Annotated in this window: 20 protein-coding genes; 9 read left to right on the top strand and 11 right to left on the bottom strand. The window is 54.7% G+C overall.

The window, feature by feature from the left end; all coding sequences use genetic code 11:
• Nucleotides 1-14: 14 nt before the first annotated feature.
• Entirely contained in the window at nt 15-2,096 is a 2,082-nt protein-coding gene (gene shc, locus HK23_RS12000; protein WP_086654141.1) for a squalene--hopene cyclase, read from the top strand.
• Between the two features lie 48 nt (nt 2,097-2,144).
• On the opposite strand, the gene HK23_RS11995 is transcribed toward shc, so the two are convergent.
• The 4 genes from HK23_RS11995 to HK23_RS14800 form a co-directional block, all read right to left on the bottom strand.
• Nucleotides 2,145-2,699: a hypothetical protein gene (locus tag HK23_RS11995; protein WP_256940179.1), complete on the bottom strand. Its 555-nt coding sequence runs from the start codon at nt 2,697-2,699 to the stop codon at nt 2,145-2,147.
• Between the two features lie 47 nt (nt 2,700-2,746).
• The gene (locus HK23_RS11990) at nt 2,747-4,024 is read right to left on the bottom strand and encodes an aminopeptidase (protein ID WP_086654140.1); all 1,278 of its coding nucleotides are present in this window, start codon (nt 4,022-4,024) and stop codon (nt 2,747-2,749) included.
• Nucleotides 4,025-4,174: 150 nt separating this feature from the next.
• Entirely contained in the window at nt 4,175-4,729 is a 555-nt protein-coding gene (locus HK23_RS11985) for a DUF1643 domain-containing protein (RefSeq protein ID WP_086654139.1), read from the bottom strand.
• Between the two features lie 287 nt (nt 4,730-5,016).
• Nucleotides 5,017-5,148 (bottom strand): hypothetical protein, encoded by a 132-nt coding sequence (locus HK23_RS14800; RefSeq protein WP_256940178.1) that lies wholly within the window; start codon nt 5,146-5,148, stop codon nt 5,017-5,019.
• Between the two features lie 477 nt (nt 5,149-5,625).
• Here HK23_RS14800 and HK23_RS11980 point away from each other — a divergent pair, with 477 nt between their 5' ends.
• Both HK23_RS11980 and gabT read left to right on the top strand, forming a co-directional pair.
• Nucleotides 5,626-6,561 (top strand): LysR substrate-binding domain-containing protein, encoded by a 936-nt coding sequence (locus HK23_RS11980; protein WP_086654138.1) that lies wholly within the window; start codon nt 5,626-5,628, stop codon nt 6,559-6,561.
• 145 nt (nt 6,562-6,706) lie between these two features.
• Nucleotides 6,707-7,993: a 4-aminobutyrate--2-oxoglutarate transaminase gene (gene gabT, locus HK23_RS11975; protein ID WP_086654137.1), complete on the top strand. Its 1,287-nt coding sequence runs from the start codon at nt 6,707-6,709 to the stop codon at nt 7,991-7,993.
• A gap of 130 nt (nt 7,994-8,123) precedes the next feature.
• Here gabT and HK23_RS11970 read toward each other — a convergent pair whose 3' ends face one another.
• Complete coding sequence (locus HK23_RS11970; RefSeq protein ID WP_086654136.1) at nt 8,124-8,624, bottom strand: RcnB family protein; 501 nt, start codon at nt 8,622-8,624, stop codon at nt 8,124-8,126.
• Between the two features lie 390 nt (nt 8,625-9,014).
• On the opposite strand from HK23_RS11970, the gene HK23_RS14380 reads away from it, so the two are divergent.
• Complete coding sequence (locus HK23_RS14380; protein WP_143217559.1) at nt 9,015-9,212, top strand: hypothetical protein; 198 nt, start codon at nt 9,015-9,017, stop codon at nt 9,210-9,212.
• A gap of 50 nt (nt 9,213-9,262) precedes the next feature.
• Here HK23_RS14380 and HK23_RS11960 read toward each other — a convergent pair whose 3' ends face one another.
• Nucleotides 9,263-9,586, bottom strand: a complete 324-nt coding sequence (locus HK23_RS11960) for a hypothetical protein (RefSeq protein WP_086654134.1) — start codon at nt 9,584-9,586, stop codon at nt 9,263-9,265.
• Between the two features lie 349 nt (nt 9,587-9,935).
• Between HK23_RS11960 and HK23_RS11955 the strand changes: the two genes are divergently transcribed.
• The 5 genes from HK23_RS11955 to HK23_RS11935 all read left to right on the top strand — a co-directional run bounded on the left by HK23_RS11955 (nt 9,936) and on the right by HK23_RS11935 (nt 14,794).
• Entirely contained in the window at nt 9,936-10,514 is a 579-nt protein-coding gene (locus HK23_RS11955) for an acyl-homoserine-lactone synthase (protein ID WP_179193897.1), read from the top strand.
• 63 nt (nt 10,515-10,577) lie between these two features.
• Nucleotides 10,578-11,318, top strand: coding sequence for a helix-turn-helix transcriptional regulator (locus HK23_RS11950; protein WP_086654133.1), 741 nt, complete (start codon nt 10,578-10,580; stop codon nt 11,316-11,318).
• A gap of 179 nt (nt 11,319-11,497) precedes the next feature.
• On the top strand, nt 11,498-12,700 hold the full coding sequence (locus HK23_RS11945; protein ID WP_063908848.1) for a tyrosine-type recombinase/integrase: 1,203 nt from the start codon (nt 11,498-11,500) through the stop codon (nt 12,698-12,700).
• A gap of 100 nt (nt 12,701-12,800) precedes the next feature.
• A protein-coding gene (locus HK23_RS11940; RefSeq protein WP_143217558.1) for an IS630 family transposase occupies nt 12,801-13,858 on the top strand; the annotation gives its coding sequence in 2 pieces (ribosomal slippage) (nt 12,801-13,293 and nt 13,293-13,858; 1,059 coding nt in all).
• Between the two features lie 234 nt (nt 13,859-14,092).
• Nucleotides 14,093-14,794 (top strand): SCO family protein, encoded by a 702-nt coding sequence (locus HK23_RS11935; protein ID WP_086654132.1) that lies wholly within the window; start codon nt 14,093-14,095, stop codon nt 14,792-14,794.
• A gap of 2 nt (nt 14,795-14,796) precedes the next feature.
• Here HK23_RS11935 and HK23_RS11930 read toward each other — a convergent pair whose 3' ends face one another.
• From HK23_RS11930 to HK23_RS11905, 5 genes are all read right to left on the bottom strand, one after another.
• Complete coding sequence (locus tag HK23_RS11930) at nt 14,797-16,149, bottom strand: PepSY-associated TM helix domain-containing protein (RefSeq protein WP_086654131.1); 1,353 nt, start codon at nt 16,147-16,149, stop codon at nt 14,797-14,799.
• 11 nt (nt 16,150-16,160) lie between these two features.
• Nucleotides 16,161-18,491, bottom strand: a complete 2,331-nt coding sequence (locus tag HK23_RS11925) for a TonB-dependent receptor family protein (protein ID WP_086654130.1) — start codon at nt 18,489-18,491, stop codon at nt 16,161-16,163.
• Between the two features lie 70 nt (nt 18,492-18,561).
• Complete coding sequence (locus HK23_RS11920) at nt 18,562-18,951, bottom strand: hypothetical protein (RefSeq protein WP_020936718.1); 390 nt, start codon at nt 18,949-18,951, stop codon at nt 18,562-18,564.
• A 262-nt stretch (nt 18,952-19,213) separates the two neighbouring features.
• On the bottom strand, nt 19,214-19,417 hold the full coding sequence (locus HK23_RS11910; RefSeq protein WP_025829281.1) for a hypothetical protein: 204 nt from the start codon (nt 19,415-19,417) through the stop codon (nt 19,214-19,216).
• On the bottom strand, nt 19,414-19,758 hold a 345-nt coding region (locus HK23_RS11905), incomplete at its 5' end, for a His/Gly/Thr/Pro-type tRNA ligase C-terminal domain-containing protein (RefSeq protein WP_306300690.1). The genes HK23_RS11910 and HK23_RS11905, both read right to left, overlap by 4 nt.

Below are 19,758 nucleotides of genomic sequence, written 5' to 3'. Positions count from 1 at the left end.
TAGGTGTTTATAGAATGAATATGCCACTATTCAAAAGTATGGGAAACAGCCTGACCCATACTGTGTCTTCCGCCTGTGAGTGGTTGATCAGCCAGCAAAAGCCCGATGGCCACTGGGTTGGGCCTGTCGGGTCCAATGCCTCCATGGAGGCCGAGTGGTGCCTGGCACTGTGGTTTCTTGGTCTGGACGACCATCCGTTGCGCCCGCGTCTGGGTAATGCCCTGCTGCAAACCCAGCGGGATGACGGCTCCTGGGGGATTTATCTGGGCGCAGGCAATGGGGACATCAATGCCACGGTTGAGGCTTATGCAGCGTTACGCTCCCTTGGCTATCCGGAAGATCATCCTGCTCTGCACAAGGCCAGCACGTGGATTGCGCAGAAAGGCGGCCTGAAAAACATCCGTGTTTTCACACGCTACTGGCTTGCGCTGATCGGGGAATGGCCATGGGAGAAAACCCCCAACCTTCCGCCGGAAGTTATCTGGTTCCCCAACAAGTTTGTTTTTTCCATCTATAATTTTGCGCAGTGGGCGCGGGCCACGCTGGTGCCTCTGGCTGTGTTGTCTGCCCGCCGCCCCAGCCGCCCTCTGCGCCCGCAGGACCGCCTGAATGCTCTTTTCCCTGAAGGGCGTGCGAACTTTGACTATACGCTGCCCAAAAAGGAAGGGGTGGATCTCTGGTCAAACTTTTTCCGCACGACGGATAAAGGCCTGCACTGGCTCCAGTCCAAATTTCTCAAACGCAACACAATGCGTGAAGCCGCCATCCGCCACATGCTGGAATGGATTATCCGCCATCAGGATGCGGACGGAGGCTGGGGCGGTATTCAGCCGCCGTGGGTCTATGGCCTGATGGCGCTGCATGGAGAAGGGTTCCAGTTTCACCACCCCGTCATGGCCAAGGCGCTTGATGCCCTGAATGACCCCGGCTGGCGCCATGATAAAGGCGACGCCTCCTGGATTCAGGCCACAAACAGCCCTGTCTGGGATACCATGCTGGCCATTATGGCCCTGCATGATGCCGGGGCCGAAGAGCGCTTTACTCCGCAGATGGACAAGGCTCTGGGCTGGCTGCTGGACCGGCAGGTGCGCGTGAAGGGGGACTGGTCCATCAAACTGCCGGATGTGGAACCCGGTGGCTGGGCCTTTGAATATGCCAATGACTTCTATCCGGATACGGATGATACCGCCGTCGCCCTGATCGCCCTCTCTTCCTGCCGCCACAAGCCGGAATGGAAAGAGCGCGGTGTTGAGGAAGCGATTGCGCGGGCCGTGCGGTGGCTGGTCGGCATGCAGAGCTCCTGCGGCGGCTGGGGGGCTTTTGATAAGGACAACAACAAGACTCTCCTTTCAAAAATCCCGTTCTGTGACTTTGGGGAAGCGCTGGACCCGCCATCTGTGGATGTGACGGCGCATATTCTGGAAGCCTTTGGCATTCTGGGCCTCCCGCGTGATCTGCCGTGCATTCAGCGCGCGCTGGCTTATGTCCGTGCCGAACAGGACCCGCAGGGGCCGTGGTTTGGTCGCTGGGGTGTGAATTACGTCTATGGCACCGGGGCCGTTCTCCCAGCTCTGGCCGCCATTGGGGAGGACATGACGCAGCCCTACATTACCAAAGCCTGTGACTGGCTGGTGGCCTACCAGCAGGAGAATGGCGGGTGGGGTGAAAGTTGTGCATCCTATATGGAAGTTTCTTCCATAGGCCGTGGCAAAACCACGCCCTCTCAGACCGCATGGGCGCTGATGGGGCTGATTGCCGCGGGTCGCCCACAGGATTATCCCGCTATTGAAAAAGGCTGCCGCTATCTGATTGATCTTCAGGAACCCGATGGCAGCTGGACTGAAGAAGAATATACCGGCACCGGCTTCCCCGGCTACGGCGTTGGCCAGACCATTAAGCTGGATGATCCGGCAATCTCAAAACGTCTGCAACAAGGCGCGGAACTCTCGAGGGCATTCATGCTGCGGTATGATCTCTATCGGCAGTTTTTCCCCATCATGGCGCTGAGCCGGGCAAGTCGTCTGATCACGCCGAATGCCGCAACAGAGAGCGCGATCACTGCTGCCAAAAAAAATCTGGCAGAAGCCGTCGCGTAAACTTCATAAAAAACGGGCAGCATATTGAACATGCTGCCCGTCTGATGCTTACTGTGCAGGCGCAGGCTGATGCTCAGCCCGCAAAACAGTAATCAGCTCCTGCAATTCTTGCGGATTGCTCTTCAGAATTGCGACATTCGCCGCGTCCGGTGTCGGGATACTGCCGGTCGCCTGCCCCGGCGGCACATTCATCAGGCTGCCAGTCAGACCGACACAGGTCAGGCTCATAACAAACTCACGCGGCGTAAAACCGTTTGTTTTCAAAATCGGTTCCAGACCCGGCACTTTTCCGACCATATTAATCTGCTCTTCCAGAGACATACCGAAACGTCCCGGCGGCTGAATCTTAGCTGCCTGAATGGATTTAAGCGTAGAGGTCAGTCGGGGCACCACATTGGACGCCAGTTTGTAATGCAGCGCCGTGGTCATATCCCGCTGCAAAGTGGTAATCTGCTCCGGGGTCAGGTTGGGGCGGGTAGCCGGTGCGCCCTGCGTCTGAGCAGGGGCCTGAGCCGGTGCTGCGGTCTGTGCCAGAGCAGGCTGAGCCAGCACACTGCCAGTGGCCAGAGCCGCAGCCAGAGCGACCTTCTTTATTCCATTCATAAAAACACAATCCTTCTTCACAACAGAACTTTTTTTCATAACCCGTATCAGACTGAAATAGCCCATTCGCCTTTGCGCATCAGCGGCACGGCCGTCCCGTTGGCATCAATGCCATCGACATCAATTTCACCCGAGCCGATCATCCAGTCGATATGGATCATGCTGCTATTGGCGCCGCGTGCAGCCAGAGCGGCTTCATCCTGCCCGGCCGTATCCTGCATGCATTTGGTATAGGCCTGCCCAAGGGCTATGTGGCTCGCGGCGTTTTCATCAAACAGCGTGTTCTGGAACAGGATTCCACTCTGCGAGATGGGCGAGGAATGCGGCACTAGGGCCACTTCGCCCAGCCGGCGCGCGCCTTCATCCGTATCCAGCACACGAGCCAGAACCTCCTCCCCTTTTGCTGCGTGCATCTCGACAATTTTGCCGCCTTCAAACCGCACGCGGATCTCATCAATCAGCGTACCCTGATGAGAAAGCGGCTTGGTGCTGGCCACATACCCGTCCACCTTCAGACGGTGCGGGGTGGTAAAGACTTCTTCCGTGGGAATGTTCGGGTTGCAGATAATACCATTGCCCGCTTTTTCGGACCCACCGGCCCAGTCATGCCCATCGGCCAGACCAACCATCAGGTCCGTCCCCGGTCCGGCAAAATGCAGCGCGGCGTAACGGGCGTCATTCAGAAACTTAGCGCGACGATGCAGCGTGGCATTATGCTCCGCCCAGTCTGCCACCGGGTCAGCCCCCGTCAGGCGAGAGGCTGCAAAAATAGCCTCCCATAGGCGCGCCACAGCCTGATCTTCCGGCAGATCAGGAAACACCACTTTGGCCCATGCTGGCGTCGCCGTGGCGACAATATTCCAGTTCACATCAAAATTCGTGATGATCTCCATGGCAGGCCGGTTCACACGCGAGGCAGCCCGGCTGGCGCGGGAAATATGCTCCGGGTTTTGCCCTGCCAGAAGGGCCGGGTTGCTCCCGGTAATAGCCAGACGCGCGGCCCCGGCACGGAACCCCTCCGTCATGCCACGGGCCATCCAGTCGGCTGCGGTATCAAACGTATCCTCATGCCCAAAGCGGTAACGGGCAAGAGTTGTTTCTTCATCCGCGTAGAAGGTGGTGACGAGCGATGCCCCGGCCTTATAGGCATGCTCTGTCACGCGCCGCACCAGCGGCACGGCATCCAGCGGTGCAGTGATAATCACCTGCTGCCCCGGCGCCACATTCAGGCCGGTGCGCACAGCCACTTCTCCCAGCCGGTCCAGCATGCTGGCCTGCGTGTTCTCTCCCGATGCGGCGGTCTGCGCCTGTGACGAACCAGTCATTCCAATCCTTCCCTTACAGGTGCGAGGCATGCATCCTCGCCGTATTCCCGGCCCTGCCGCATGGACTGTGGTGCGGCCTGACCTACGTCCTGCTGATCGGATACTGAAGGCGGGCTTTCGTCAACCGTCTGAGCCGCCACGCAACCCTGATCAGGACGCAGGCAGCAGTACAGGCTTAAGGGCGGCGGGCAGATAAAGTGGGTGACAGGGGCGACCATTGACCCCCACTTTCATGGCATACACCGCAATGCCATGCTGCTGGAGCGTATGCACAACGGCAGGGCCACGGTCGCGCAGGGCCTTATGCTGGGGGGAGCCGTAGGCCGCAATCACCAGGTCCGCCTCGCGCGCCATCTCCAGAAGAGCGGCATCATTCTCCGGTCCCACCGGGTCAGGCGTTTCCAGCAGGCGCTTCTGGTCGGTGCAGCGATAGGCAAACGTATTGCCCACCAGAATACCGCCATAACCCCATGCGCGGGCATAACGCTGGCATTTGGCCACTGTGCGGTCGTCCCCCACTTCCGTCGCAACGGAGGGATTCATCATTAGCCACATCACAACGGGGCGCGACGCATCCCACACACGTTTGAGCGTATAACGGTAGCACTGGTCTGGGCCGCCATAGGTTGCGGTGCTGACAACGTCGTCAGACAAACCCAGCGGTCGGGAATTCCCGACATGATGCGCGTTAAAAAGATCCTGCATGTGTAGCCCCGAGCCGTGGTGAACAACACGCCTTAATTAAAAGACGGATCAGCCGGTTTTAAACAGAAACATCTGTCAGGGAAGATGCAGGACACTGGGTACGGCTGCAAAAAGGGAAAAGGCTGCGCAGGGCAGCAAAGTCGGGCTCTGCTCTGGCAGGCGGCCCGCCCCGGACTGACGTCATCCCTCAGGAATGACGGTCCGGACACCTGTGTTCACCTTAGTAGTGTGGCACAGCGCCACAGCAGAATGACACAGGGGAAAACAGACTGAAACGCGTAAGCGGCTCAGGCTGTACGGTCAGAAAACGCAGTAGCCAGCATCAGCATGGCAACAATCGGCAGGAAGGCAAGCATCGGGGCCATCGGGGCAACCTGCATGGCCGCGGAAATGGAGTCATTAACAACCTGAATAAGCATTATGTATTTTCCTATGGAGTTTTCGTGTGGACGGCTAAAACCACACCTCCCTTCACTGACGCAACAGGAAAATAAAAGAACTCAGATATTCAGAAAATGCAGAGTTAATCACTCTTTTTAAAACCTGATCTTCCAGTAATCATTTCAAACAAGCACTGTATTTTATCACCATACCCCGATAATATTTGTAGTATAAAAAACGGGCAGTCGTGATCGGCGGAGGTGTTCCAGCCGAACGAATAGATCACTTTCAAAGCAATTGATTAAATTTCAGGCATGACGATTTCGTGATGTAAAACTGGCAGTTTTCCGGGATTTTTGCTCTTTTTTCACAAAAAAATTTTGCTTTGCGCTTTGCAGGCCATGCTTACCCTCAGGAAAGGTGGGGAGTCGCACCGCATCCCACCCTCGCGCCATTCCCTTGCACGCAAGCCATTTTGCGCCCAAGTAGCAGGCTCAACAGTTCTCTTGCGCCCTATGGACCAGCGATACCGCATCCCCCCTCTGGCTGCCCTCAATGCTTTTGCTGCCTTTGCCCGCACCGGGGGCATTCGGCGTGCGGCTGCGGAACTGCGCGTGGACCACGCCGCCGTGAGCCGACACGTGCGCGACCTTGAACAGATACTCGGCACACCGCTCCGCAATCGCACCACAGGCGGCCTTACACCGGCAGGGCAGACCTACTACACTCAGATTCTCCCTCATCTGGATGGACTGGCACGAGCAACCGCAGAGATCCGGCAGCAGACACCCAGCCTGACTGTGACCTGCGTACACGGCTTTGCGTATCACTGGTTATTACCGCGCCTTGCCGCGTTCCGCCGGACCTATCCGCGCATGGATTTTCTGCTCCGCCCGATTGATGCGAACACCGCTTTTCACGCCACCGGCATTGCGGCTGAAACGCATGCAGATATTTGCTATGTACGGGATACGAATGCCGCTCTCACCCTGCGGGGCCTGTGCAGCGTCGATATTGCGCGGCCTCCGGTTTTTCCAGTGATCTCCCCTGCTGGTCTGGCTGCACTCGGCGGCCAGCCAGAAACGATCGCTGATCTGCTCCACGCTCCCCTTCTGCAAGAGGAAGATGAAGCTGAATGGCGTTTGTGGTTTCAGGCCCAGCAGGTACCAGCCAAAACCATTCCCTGCGCAGGCCGCCTCTGGCAGGCGCATATTACGCTGGCCGCCGCCCGTGCCGGGGAAGGCATTGCCCTGAGCAACCCGTTCCTGCTGGGGGATGATCTGGAAACAGGCCGCCTGATTCGCATCCAGCCAACCCGGACACCCATCCAGAATATACCCCTCGGCTCCTATGTACTGCGCACCACAGACCGAGGCTGGGAAAACCGGGGCCTGAGCCTGTTCCGGGATTGGCTTCTGGAGGAAATCTCAAGAGAAAGACTAGCGTCCTGATGCGCCCGCAGACACGGTGACAATCGGTCACCACGCCGGCAAGAAAAAATCGCCTCCCGCGCTACCTGAAAACCACTTACGAGATTGAAACAATTCTGTCGGGTTGCTTCTTCTACGCAGCCTTCTTTTTCAGGAGCCAGACGGCATGAGCACAACAAACAAGGACCTTCTGACCCGCCGGGCCAATGCCGTGCCCCGTGGCGTAGCCTCTTCCACCCCTATTTTTGCAGACCGTGCCGAAAACGCGGAACTGTGGGACGTGGAAGGTCGTCGTTATATTGATTTCGGCGGCGGCATTGCAGTGCTGAATGTCGGGCACCGTCACCCCAAGGTTATGGCCGCCGTCAAAGCGCAGCTTGAGCGGTTCACGCATACGGCTTTTCAGGTTTCCCCCTACGAGTCCTATATTGAGCTGGCAGAAAAACTGAACGCACGCGCGCCCTTCTCCGGCCCGGCCAAGACCATTTTCTTCTCCACGGGTGGAGAAGCCACGGAAAACGCAGTGAAAATTGCTCGCGCCGCAACAGGTCGAAATGGCGTCATTGCATTTTGTGGCGGCTTTCATGGCCGCACCCTGCTGGCTTCTGCCATGACAGGAAAAGTGCTCCCTTACAAAGCCCCTTTCGGAACGCTCCCCGGTCAGGTTTACCACATCCCCTTCCCTGACAGTGATGTGAGCGTTGAAGACAGCCTGAAAATGCTGCACTTCCTATTTGCGGCGGATATTGCCCCCACGCAGGTCGCGGCCATTATTATTGAACCTGTGCAGGGTGAAGGTGGTTTCCGTGTCGCCCCCACAGCTCTCCTGAAAGAACTGCGCCGCCTGTGCGATGAACACGGTATCAAGCTGATTGCCGACGAAGTGCAGAGCGGTTTTGCCCGTACCGGCAAGATGTTTGGCATTGAACATTCCGGCGTTGAGCCGGATCTGGTCTCGGTTGCAAAATCTCTTGGAGGTGGCCTGCCCATTTCAGGTGTGATTGGTCGCGCAGACCTGATGGATTCCGTTCCGCCCGGTGGCCTTGGTGGCACCTACGCTGGCGCGCCGCTGGCCTGTGCCGCTGCCCTTGCCGTGCTGGATGTGATTGAAGAAGAAAAGCTTCTGGACCGCGCCAACGCCATGGGTGAGCGCCTGCGCGCCCGCATTGAAAGCTGGTACAAACGCACCGATCTCCTGCCCGTCAGCATGCCGCGTGGGCTGGGAGCGATGGTGGCGTTTGATATTCTGGAAACCCACGGCGGCACAGAACAGCGCGCAGGTGCTGCGGGCAAACTCTGTGCCCTGGCTTGTGAAAAAGGGCTGATCCTGCTGGCTTGTGGTGTGAAAGGCGCGACCATTCGCATTCTTACCCCCCTGACCGCTTCTGATGCCCTGCTGGATGAAGGCCTGGACCTGATTGAACAGACGCTGGCAGAAGCGGCGAAGGCATAACGCCTGACAGAGCCCGAGAAGTTACAAAAAAGGGGATGCGCCAGATCTGGCTGCATCCCCTTTTTTATGGATAGACGGATGACGCACCCTGAAATCCGTTTTTTTCAGAAACGTCTTTCAGGCTTGTGCTTCAGTACGGGCTGCCATAGTTCCCGGTCGGATAGCCCTGCTGCACAGGATAACCGGGGGCAACCGGCACCATCGGGGTAGCTGGAACAACGGGAACAGCCGGTGTAACCGCCGTCATGCCTGCATTTACGACGCCCGCAATAATGCCGGTCGTCAGAGCCGTCAGCAGGAACTGGTTTCCGTAACGCATCCACTGATACCCGCTCGGGGGAGCCCACAGGCCAGGCTGACGCCGCCAGTCATTCACCATCCAGCGTGCTTCACGCGGGCCATCATAGCGTTCGCCACGGCTCCATCTGCGGTTCATATCATAAGCCTGCTGCGGGCCGCCGCGACCATTGCCCATGTTGGGACCACGGTTTCCGTGCTGGCCACCACCACCGGGGCCACCGGGCCCGCCATGGCCGCCCGGCCCGCCCTGACCACGTGGGTCAGCATAGGACTGGGGGGCTGCTACTGCAAAACACCCGAGGGCCAGAGCAAGGATAAATTTTGTCTTCATAAGAGACCTCATCTGTAACATGATCACTGTTCCGCCGGGGGTGTGGCAAAAGTTTGTCCGGGCTCCATTCTTTTCATTTTTGAAATAATGAAAAGCTCCTCTTCCCAAAGCAAAAATCATCACCTTTATGGAAAAGGCTCATACACGCATGGCCTGTATGAAACGATCCTGATGACAAAGGTTTCCCATGATCAGACGTTTACGTATTGGCACTGTCGTGCTCAGCCTCAGCATAACGGGCTGTGCCAGCCATAAAGAAAAAACTGCTGAAAGCACTTGCCAAAACACAGTCCCTGCTCATCAAGGCGCATTCCACGGCAGGATAGAGGTGGGAAATGCCATGCAAACAATGCTGCCCGCTGCCTTGGGGTCATTCCGGGGGCAGGCAATATGGCAGGCGGATTAGCAGGGATGGGCATGCGGCAGGCCATGAACGGCTTTCGCCCACACCCTCACCAGCCCCCTGCGGACAAAACCGATCAGGAAGAACAGCCTGAAGTGACACGTCCTTCTTTTCCCTGTCAGCCGGAAAAAGACATTGTTCCAGATCTGAAGGCTGACGATGTTAAAATGGAAGAAGCTCGTTAACTCAAAGTAGCAGTAATCCTGTAATCTAACCGACCCCGCTCTGGACTTTTTTACAATTTCGGCAACCCCATCCAATGGGGTCGTTTGGCTTCAACCCATGCCAACGCTTTATTAGTGAGACGCTGTAACGGGGGAACGTCGTCAGACAGCAGCAAAAAACCGAGTGGCAGCATCCACACTCCAAACACAGGCAGAATAGCCAGGCACCCACCCAGAATAAAGAACACGCCCGCAGGCATACGCACCCAGCGCGCCTGTGGTCGGCGCAGCCAGTGAACAGCATCCTGCATGCGGGCGGGTAACCGTTTGACCAGGAGTTCTATGCGTCTTTCGCGGTCCTTAATCTCCTGAGCGATATCGTGTTCAATTGCCATCCCTGTGCTTCCTCATCTTTCAAAGAGAGTGAACTCTTGCCCACTCTCTCCTAACTTAAAAAAAAACGACCTGCCCCTTCCCTAAGGTGCTCTTCAACGCCTGGCAAAGCGCTTCGTTTTCTCTCACACCCAAAATCTGCAAACGGCTTCCAAAATTCCGCACCTAGTCGGATGGAAAATTCAAATATTCACGTCAGCATAAACATGTAAAATAGTTAATAATTATGAAAGACAGAAAGACCACCATGATACAAAATAACCGCATATAAATGAATATATTACAATTGATATATTTTTGTTTCTCCGAAGAAAGTTAATTTTCATTATCCGCAACCTAATGGATAGTGTCATGATTAAAGTATTCACATTCTCAGAAAGAATGAAAAATTACAGAACCTATGAAAACATGGTCCGGGCGCGGGCAGATGTCTTTCACACACGCATGAATTGGGATGTGAAAGTTGAACATGAAAGAGAAGAAGATGAATATGACCGGCAATATAATCCTCTTTACATTGTCGTAGAACGTCCGGACGGGTCGCATGCTACGTCCATCAGACTTCTGCCAACAACTGGCCCGACAATGCTGCGAAACGTTTTCTATCGCTTCTTCCCCAACTGCCCCGATATCTACGGCGCAAACATTTGGGAAGTGACGAGGTATTGCGCAACATACCGGAAAGGAGACCCGGCATCCTATACTGGAGAACTTTTTGTAAAGCTTTCCGAAATATGCCTGGATGCAGGAATTGATATTGTAACTGGTGTATTTTTTAAACCGATGTATCGCATTCTGATGCGCTCAGGATGGGATCCTATCCCGGTTACAACATCTGAATGGGATGGCAAACCTATCGTGCTGGGGACGTTTGAAATGTCAGAACCCCGCATGCACGACATCGCGCATCGATACGCCCTCGCCGCATAATAGACACCCTTCAACCTCGCTCGTACAGTATCAGACCCATCCTCTGAATGGTGTCTGTGCTGTATGACGAACTCAGAATTTGACCCGCAGATCATCACCATAAACGATAGTCTTTTTGATGATATATACGAGTCTGAAACACAAAATGATGTTTTGAAAATTATTGAAGAAATCAAAAAAACTTCAGGTATTGAAAACATCACTTATGCCATGCTCTCTTCCATCCCGCAGCAAAGCAAGGCGCCCTCTATTCTTACAACTTATAATGAGAACTGGCAGGAACTTTATTTTTCCAAAGGCTTCCTAAAAGACGACCCTACTGTGAACAGAATTTTTGAAAGCGCTTTACCTTTTGAATGGTCCAAAATCGTCTGTCGTACGCCCCGCGAACAGCACGTAATGGATTTATCCCGGGAATATGGCGTTGGGGAATCTGGGCTCACTATTCCCCTCCGGGGACTACGGGGGGAACTCGGCATACTGACGATAACGGGCCAGAACGCCTTCGATCCTCCTTTAAAAAGCTGTTATGCAAGAACATTCAGCCAGGTTGGCCTTTATCTACACGAATGGCAGGCCCGCAAAGCCGGGCTGCGATCAAGACAGGATATCCCGCGTTTATCGGCACGCGAAAAAGATTGTCTTGCACTCTGCGCAGAAGGCCTGATGGCCCAGAGAATAAGTGAAAGGCTCGGCATTTCTGAAGCAGCAATACGTCTCTATCTGTCTTCAGCACGTACGAAATTACGCAGCCAGACCACATGCGGCGCAGTCGCTAAAGCTATCCGTTTAGGAATTATATGAGGCGGAGTAATGAAATGGCGGAGGGGATGTCCGCCAATTTGAAGGCGCGTAAAAACACCTTAGAGCGCATTTCACCCTAAAAAACAATCTATTAGTTCGGATTGACGAGGCACGCCGACGCACATGGACACACGAAACCGCATGATATAAGATGGGATCTAAGATGGGACTGAAAATCCATGAGCAAGCTTCCGCCGAACCAATTGACCGTGCGCAAGATCGCCAGCCTGAAAGATGGAGTCCATGGTGATGGCGGAAATCTGTGGATCACGATCCGGGGCGAGACACGCGCCTGGACATTTCGCTTCAAGAGCCCCCTGACCGGCAAGCGCCGGGAAATGGGATTAGGACCTGCTCGTGATGTATCGCTCTCCGAAGCGCGTGCCAAGGCAACCGATGCCAGACGTCTGCTGCTGGAGGGAATCGATCCTCTGGAGGAGCAGGCAAGAAAGAGGCGTAGCGCCGTCAGGGAACGGACCTTCGAGGAAGTCGCAGAGCATTACATCACGGAACAGACACCCGCCTGGAAAGACCCGCGTTCCGCGCCGATATGGCGCAGTTCTCTCGGTCGACATGTTTATCCCCTTATGGGGAGCCGCCCGATCGGCCAGGTCCAGACAGAAGACGTGCTGTCCGTGCTGCGCCCCATTTGGGAAACTACCACTGAAACAGCCAGCCGTATTCGTGGGCGGATCGAGCGCATTCTTGACTACGCTCACAGCCATCATTGGCGTGAAGGCGACAACCCGGCCCGATGGCGCGGTCATCTGGCCAATATTCTCCCGAAACCCACGGCCGTGGCCAAGGTTGTTCATCATGCGGCCATTCCCTATCGTGACCTGCCGGCTGTGTTTACACAGCTTGGTCGACAGGATGGCTCTGCCGCTCTCGCCGCCCGCTTCCTCTGCCTGACGGCTGCCCGGTCCGGTGAGGTGCGTCATGCCCTGTGGTCTGAAATCGACTTCGGGAAGCAAATCTGGGTGGTTCCGGCCGAGCGCATGAAAGCGAAGCGCGAGCATCGCGTGCCGTTGACGGCCAGTGCCCTTGATGTGCTCCGGCGGATGAAGATACTGAAATCGCCCGCTTCAACAGGTGGTCTGGTTTTCCCTGGGGGCAAAATCGGATCGCCGCTCAGCGATGTTGCCCTTTCCAAGGCGCTCCATCGTGCAGCTGGCACAAAGGACGTAACCATTCATGGATTACGATCCTGTTTCCGCGACTGGGCTGCGGAGGAGACTGACTTTTCACGTGAGGTGGCGGAAATGGCGCTGGCTCATGCCATTGGAGATAAAGTCGAAGCTGCTTACAGGCGGGGCGATCTGTTCAGCAAGAGGCAAGAGATGATGAGGCAGTGGGAGACGTTCTGCCTGGGGCATGGATAGAGAGAGCTAATACTAATTTGTTGAGGCTGTGACTCATGGGGTACCCATTGGTTTAAAAATGTGATTCACAGGATGCCATTGTTGAAGGAAGGTATCTCTGATGAGCAAGGCAGTCGCACTCCGCGAGGATTATGACGCAGCGAGGGTGCGCAGTCAGGCCCGAGGAAGCAGACATGCCGCCCAGTCCCGGCGCCTTCTGGCGCTTGCCGCGATTTATGACGGGGCGACACGTGGTGAAGCGGCCCGTCTTGCGGGAACAGATCGACAGATCGTTCGGGACTGGGTTTTGCGCTTTAACGCTCAAGGGCCTGCGGGGCTGATTGATCGTCATGGTGGGGGCACTCCTCGTCGCATCACACCTTCCGTCATGGAAGCTCTGGCGCAGCGGATCGAAGATGGCCCCATTCCCGCGGCTCATGGTGTGGTGCGCTGGCGATTGCGTGATCTGTGCGCCTGGCTCCATGAAGAGCACGGGGTCAGCCTGTCTGTATCGTGGTTGAGCAGGATTGTCCGCAATGAGAATTTTCGCCTGCTGACGGCCCGCCCACTGCATTATGCCCAGAACCCGGATGCCCAGGACATTTTTAAAAAGACTTCCCTGATGCCCTTGCAGCAATCAGCGCCTGTCATCCCGGAGAAGACATCGAACTGTGGTGGACGGATGAAGCGAGGATCGGCCAGAAAACAAAGCTGACACGGCGGTGGACGAAGCGGGGAACCCGCCCTCGCGCGACAGCCGACCTACGGACCCGATCCGCCTGGATTTTCGGAGCGATCTGCCCCGCTCAGGGAAAAGGGGCCGCCCTCGTGCTTCCTTCGTGCAACATCCATGCGATGAATTTCCATCTCAAGGAAATCGCCCAGGCCGTTGCACCGCAAAGCCACGCCGTCCTCATCCTGGATCAGGCAGCATGGCATACCAGTCTGAAACTGACGGTTCCCCCCAACATCACTCTCCTACCGCTTCCACCACGGTCACCTGAACTGAACCCGGTGGAAAACGTCTGGCAGTTCATGCGTAATACATGGCTCTCAAACAGAATCTTCAAAACCTATGACGATATCGTCGATATCGCCTGCCATGCGTGGAACCAGCTCACCGACCAGCCATGGCGCATTATGTCTCTCGGATTGCGCGACTGGGCTCATGGGTCATAGCAAAAGCAAATTGGTATAATACCGCTTTGGGGGGATTGTGTTGAAAAAGTCAGATTGAGGTGTCCGCTCAGGATTTTGTATGCAATTGGGAATGAAAATTCCCCATGATTACAACGCTCTATACGTTATGATATCGAACCTAAATGTTGATGAGAAACTCCAGCGGGACTTTTTCAACACTATCGGGGGAGAACGGAAGGTCGGCTTTATGTTTGAAGGCAATAAAAAGCGGCCATGGAAATTGAAAGGAGATGTCTTGCTGTCGTTCGGCATGCTGTTTGCTATGATGGCGCGATGACTCGCAAGAAGCCCATAAAGATTGCATTAACCAAGCAAGTGCCCCCTTCCAGATGGCAGGAGTGGAAAAAGATATTTCCTTTGCTTGGTATAGTCTTATTTCTGTTTTCTGGGGCTGCGGGACTAAGACTATTTCTGACGTCGCAGCAGCATACACAGATTGGCGGGCCTTACACTCTGGTTAATGGTCATGGGCAGACCGTCAGTCAGGCGGATTTTGAAGGGCATTATACGCTTCTGTATTTTGGCTATACGCACTGTGTGGATGTCTGCCCGTTGACACTTGCGACGGTGTCAGCCGCTCTTGATGAGCTTGGTAAGCGGGGACAAAATATTATTCCCGTGTTCATTTCAGTTGATCCCGAACGTGACACTCCTGCAGTTTTACAGGAGTATGTTGAGCGTTTTTCACCTCATATTGTCGGCCTGACGGGATCCGAAAGTCAGCTTCAGCCGGTTATGAAGGCCTTTCATGTCTCAGCACGACGTCATGCCCCCAATGGCTCAGGCTATCTCGTCGATCATAGTTCACTTCTTTATCTCATGGATGGACACAACCATCTGGTTGGCATGATCCCCGTTGATGCCAGTGCCCATCAGATTGCAAGCGAACTCAGACGCCTCTTGCCATCCCCGTGATGTCAGGTCGGATCTAATCTCGCAAACATCCGGTTTGCGAGAACCAGAACAAGTAATGCGGCCCCCAGTTCTGGTAGAAGCAGCCCCAGAATGACAAGGGTCGTCATACCAACCATTCCATATTTTTGAGAGGGCAAGGCAGGTGGAGGCCCCAAGGAACCCGCAGGTTTGCGTTTAAGCCACAACACTGTTGCGGCACAGCTCATCATCAGTAAGCCGACTGCCACTAAAAGGTTAATGGCCTGGTTCATCTTTCCAAAAAGCTGGCCCTCATGCGCCGCAACGCCGTAGCCAATAACCCGATCGATAATACCTTTCTCGGCAAATGTTTCCTGTGTCATCACATGGCCGTCGGGTGTTACTGTCACACTTTCCCGCAAAGGTCGGTTTTGTGTGTCGGAACGCACAGTCCATAGAGAGCCAGACGGTGTAATGATTACCGGAGCTGGCAGGGAAAGAGCGCTCGCAGTCTTTACAACAGTATCCAAACTACTCAGCAAATCTCCTTTCGGAAAAGAGGTTAAAGCGGCTGGCATGTCCATACCGGGCATATCCATATTCTCTTTTGCGGGAAGCTTCTGTGGTTGTCCGAGCGGGTGCCCGGCAATGACAGCTGCGGCTGGCACAGCGCCAATTTCCCAGTCCTTGACAGAGGTCAGACGACCAAGCGTGTTTTCGACCGATTGTAGAGTGTGTCCCCAGACGAAGGACCACGGTAGACCGGATACCAGAAACAGCACCAGAAAGACTGACGTCCAGACACCAGTGACAGCATGGATATCCCGCCAGCGGGTTCGTCCCTTTGTTCCAAGGCGTGGATAGACAATGCCTGCCAGCCCGCGCTGATGGCGCGGCCACCAGAGCAGCACGCCTGTCACGATGAGCACAATGGTCCATGATGCAACCATTTCCATAATGACAGACCCCACATTGCCCAATAGCAACTGCCCATGCAGCCGGAAAACCAGCCGCTCAAATCTGCTTTCTTCCAGAACAGTTTTCACAACAGTGTGGGTGTTCCTGTTCACATAGACCCGCACAGCTTCGCCGTCTGGCCTACTAACAAGAACACGCGCAGCACTCTGCACAGTCCGGGGAAGTTCATAAGCCAGAAAAGCCCCCTGCGGCACGGCTGCTACGGCTGTCTGAACGTCCTGCTCGGGAGAGGGCGACAGGACTATGGGCAAATGGTCATATCGCCAGTCAATCCAGTCATCAATCTGAGGTTTGAAGAGATAAACAGCCCCGGTCAGCGAGAGAAAAGCCACAAAAGGCAGGCAGAATAGCCCTGAGAAGAAATGCCAGCGCCAGAGCGTGCGACGGTCTGGCCAGAGAGTGGCACTGTGTATGGTCATGGTAATAGTCCTCAAAACCTGATCCGCACACCACCGAAATACGCACGGGGCGAACCTGCGTAGATGGAACCTGTGCTGTTTATGAGTGTGGCTGCACCAGCCTGTTGTCCATCTGATTGCAGCTTGTCGCTGATGTTAGTGGCCCCCGCGATATAGGTCTGGTTAGCCACGTTTTGTACTTCGAAATACCAGTGCAGACGATGTGCCCAGCCGAACCTGGCCGGTGGATCATAATGCATTTCAAGATTAAGCAACGCATATCCCGGCGCTTTCAGGCGATTGGCGTTATCGAGCCAGTAAGAATCACGCCACGTGACTTCCGCATATCCGCCCAGCCCTTCCAGTAGGCCGTCAGGTTGATCATAGAGAAAGCGGGCATTAAGGAAATTGGGAATGACCCCGGGGATATAATGCCCTTTACGGCTGAAGCTGCGTGAAAGCGTGCTATTGGAAAGAACCTCGGTGTAGTTGGTATAAACCTGATTATCATAGGTATAACTCAGCTTAACCCGACCACCAGGAAGCATTTTTGGCAACGGCTTCCACTCCACACCAAGAACAACACCACGATGTTCAGACGCAGGTGCGTTGAAAGTGTAGGAGCCAACGGTGTTGACCCCGGCAGACTGGCTGACCAACTCGTTTTTATAAAACTCGTAAAAACCTGTTGCCTGAATGCTGATGGCAGAAGATGGGTGCCAGTCAGCGCCCAGATCAATGCCGACGCTTGTCTGGCTTTTCAGCTGTGTATTGTTCCCGTATTCCCCCTGTGGGGTAATGAAAAGATTGGGAGAGGATGGGGTGCCATAGGCTGTGCCGACACGGGTATGCAGTGTCCAGTTTTTTGACGGCGTATAAATCAACGCGCCTTCTGGCGCGAGATTGAAATAGAAACGGTTGGCTGTGATGGCCCGCTGGCTTCTGCCCATCGCGGAGTAGCCATAGAGTGTTTCGGTTGCGCCAATATCGGAATATGTGCCGCCAAGCCCTGCGACGATGTGCCAGTCGGGTGCAAAATGCCAGTCTTCCTGAAAGCGCGCGCCAAGATTCCACTGGTGCCCGTAGCTTTCGGAACTCATTGCCCCTCGTGTTGCTCCGCCAAGGGGCATGACGTTGTAAGTCTGCGAACCAAAATCGAGATAGTCAAAACTGACGCCAGCAAACGTTTCCAATGCTCTGCCAGCAAGTTCGGCGTGGTTGGTGATGTCGCTACTGACATTATAGGAATTATAAGGACCGACATACGCCATAGGCGACGTCGGTTGGTCGATATGGCGCTGATCGTAGGTAAACTGGTTTCGCCACGTTGTGTAGCTGTTGAAATCATGCTCCCAGCGCAAACCAACCACCGTGCGCCGGTCAAAGCGCCCCAACCCTGCCTCTTCAGGGCTCATGGCAACCTTCGCGCCATAGCGGCCATTGGCCAACAGATTGACAGACGCACAACCGGCCGCCGCACTGGACGCATTGGTGCACCCCCGCTGGTAGGGATTGGCCCGATACTGGTTGAGTGACAATCTTGCTGGCAGAAAAGCATCCGTGACGTTGTTGACGAATTTCAGGATAAGACGATCCGATGACGTCAGATTGACACGCAGCCGCATATTTTCTGTCGAGGTATTATAACGGCTATTGGCAATGAAGCCGTTTCCACGCACATCGCTGCCAAAGATCATCAGATCATAGTGTCTATTGCCAAAACCGAGCGTTGCATAATTGTTGAACATCCCGAAACTGCCGAAATCGGAGCCCAGTTCCAGTCCGTGGATGTCTGTGCCCTTTCGCGTGCGGAAATTGATGGCACCATTAATGGCGTAATTACCATACAGCGTTGAGGCAGGCCCCTCGAAAACATCCACACCCTGATAGGCATGAGGATCAATCAAATCGGCCCGGGCGGTCCCATCGGGTTGGGTCATGGGGAACCCATCTTCCAGAACCTGAATATTTTTAAGTCCCCATGATTGACGATCTCCTGAGCCACGAATGGACACGTTCGTATCGCGAGGGCCATTCCCTTGAGTGAAGCTGACGCCAGGAATAGTCACCACCATATCGGCAACACTTTGGCTAACCTGGTTCGCGAAACTATTTCTGTCGGAACTATAAGTCGTCTGGCCCGCGGGACGCGTAAGGGCAGAGGATCGACTTAATCCCGTTACAAGAATCTGTTCTGTTTTGACGGGATTTTTTTTGGTTCTGGACGCAGGAAGAACACGGTTGCTCAAAGGTGGGCGAGGCTTCTCTGTGCCGACGGCAGCGTAGGTAGTGGTAGCCGAGAAAATGGCGGCAGCGACCATTGTCCCGTAAAACGGGAGTGAAAAATAAACAATACGAAACATGTGAAGGGACCTGAAGAGACAGCACAAAATGCTCACCTGCATGGCAGGTCAGCGGCTCTTTCAATTCAGATCAGGCAGGAGGTCCCTGCGGGCAGAGAGAAGTCCGTTTTGGTGTTGGCGGCCCCCGGATGAATGTGAACATCCATGACTGACGAATGGCAGCAACACATAATCCCACAAAAAGACAGAAAACGATGCCTACAACGAGCAGGTCCAATGCTTCGGACAGAAGAAAGCCGTCATCATCGGGGGCAGTTGAGCGATGGTGCTGTCCGTCTGGATCAGACGAAGTGCTTAGATCGTCGCAAAGAATGCTCAGCTTTGTAAGGGTGTTGAGGGGATCGTCGATTAGTGTCGCAGGGGAAGCAATTCCGCCAAATGTCAGGCGTGCAATCAGTGCAAGCAATACGAGAGGCCAGAAGGCCAGCAGGTAAGTTGGACTGTGAGCACGTGGAGTCATGTGTCACCGTTACAACAAGTTCTCTCTGTTAACCAGTCTATGTTTTTTAATGCCACGTCCCACAGCACAGCCTTATCGAAAAACAGCCCCGTTATAACCCGTTTAAGACTGGCCTTCACGTCTTCAAGCATTGCAGCCGCTGTCATGAAACTCTCCTCGTCCAGCTTACGGAGTCCTGCGTGGAAAAATCCAATTCCAAACGAACGTGTTTTCGGGAAGCACGTCATTACCAACCCATCAAAAATCTGATGTGTGGACAACATTATGAGAGCATTGAGAGGTGTTTGAAAGCGACAAAAACACCGGACTGGTAAATCTGCTTTTGCAGGACGCCCACTCCAACTAGCAGCAGGGTCAGACGCAGCACCGCAGTCAGTAACACCCACGCGGACTTCTTTTCTTCAGACGTGAAATAGGGCCGGCTGAGATACCATAAATCGTCGAAAGCGGCGCGAACGTTCTTCATGCGTCAAAGACCCGTAGCAGTCGATCACGGGAGGCGGTTGCCAACACTTTGACGACTTCTTCGTCCTGCATTGTTGGTCGAGCCGGATTTCCATATTCCCGGATGGAGACGGTTCCGTTTTCTTTTTCTTTTTTCCCGATGACCAGCATGACAGGTATTTTGGCGAGACTATGTTCCCGGATTTTATAGGAGATCTTCTCATTGCGCAGGTCAGGAAGAACCCGGATATCATGGTCTTCGAGTGTTTTGATGAGGTCTCCGGCATGGATATTAGCCTCCTCTGTGATCGTCGCGACAACGACCTGCACCGGTGCGAGCCAGAACGGCAGATGGCCTGCATG

It is taken from the genome of Acetobacter malorum (genome assembly GCF_002153605.1).
In the GTDB taxonomy this organism is placed as follows: domain Bacteria; phylum Pseudomonadota; class Alphaproteobacteria; order Acetobacterales; family Acetobacteraceae; genus Acetobacter; species Acetobacter malorum_A.
The sequence above is the reverse complement of the archived record's forward strand: the minus strand, read 5'-3'. Positions and strand labels throughout refer to the sequence as shown.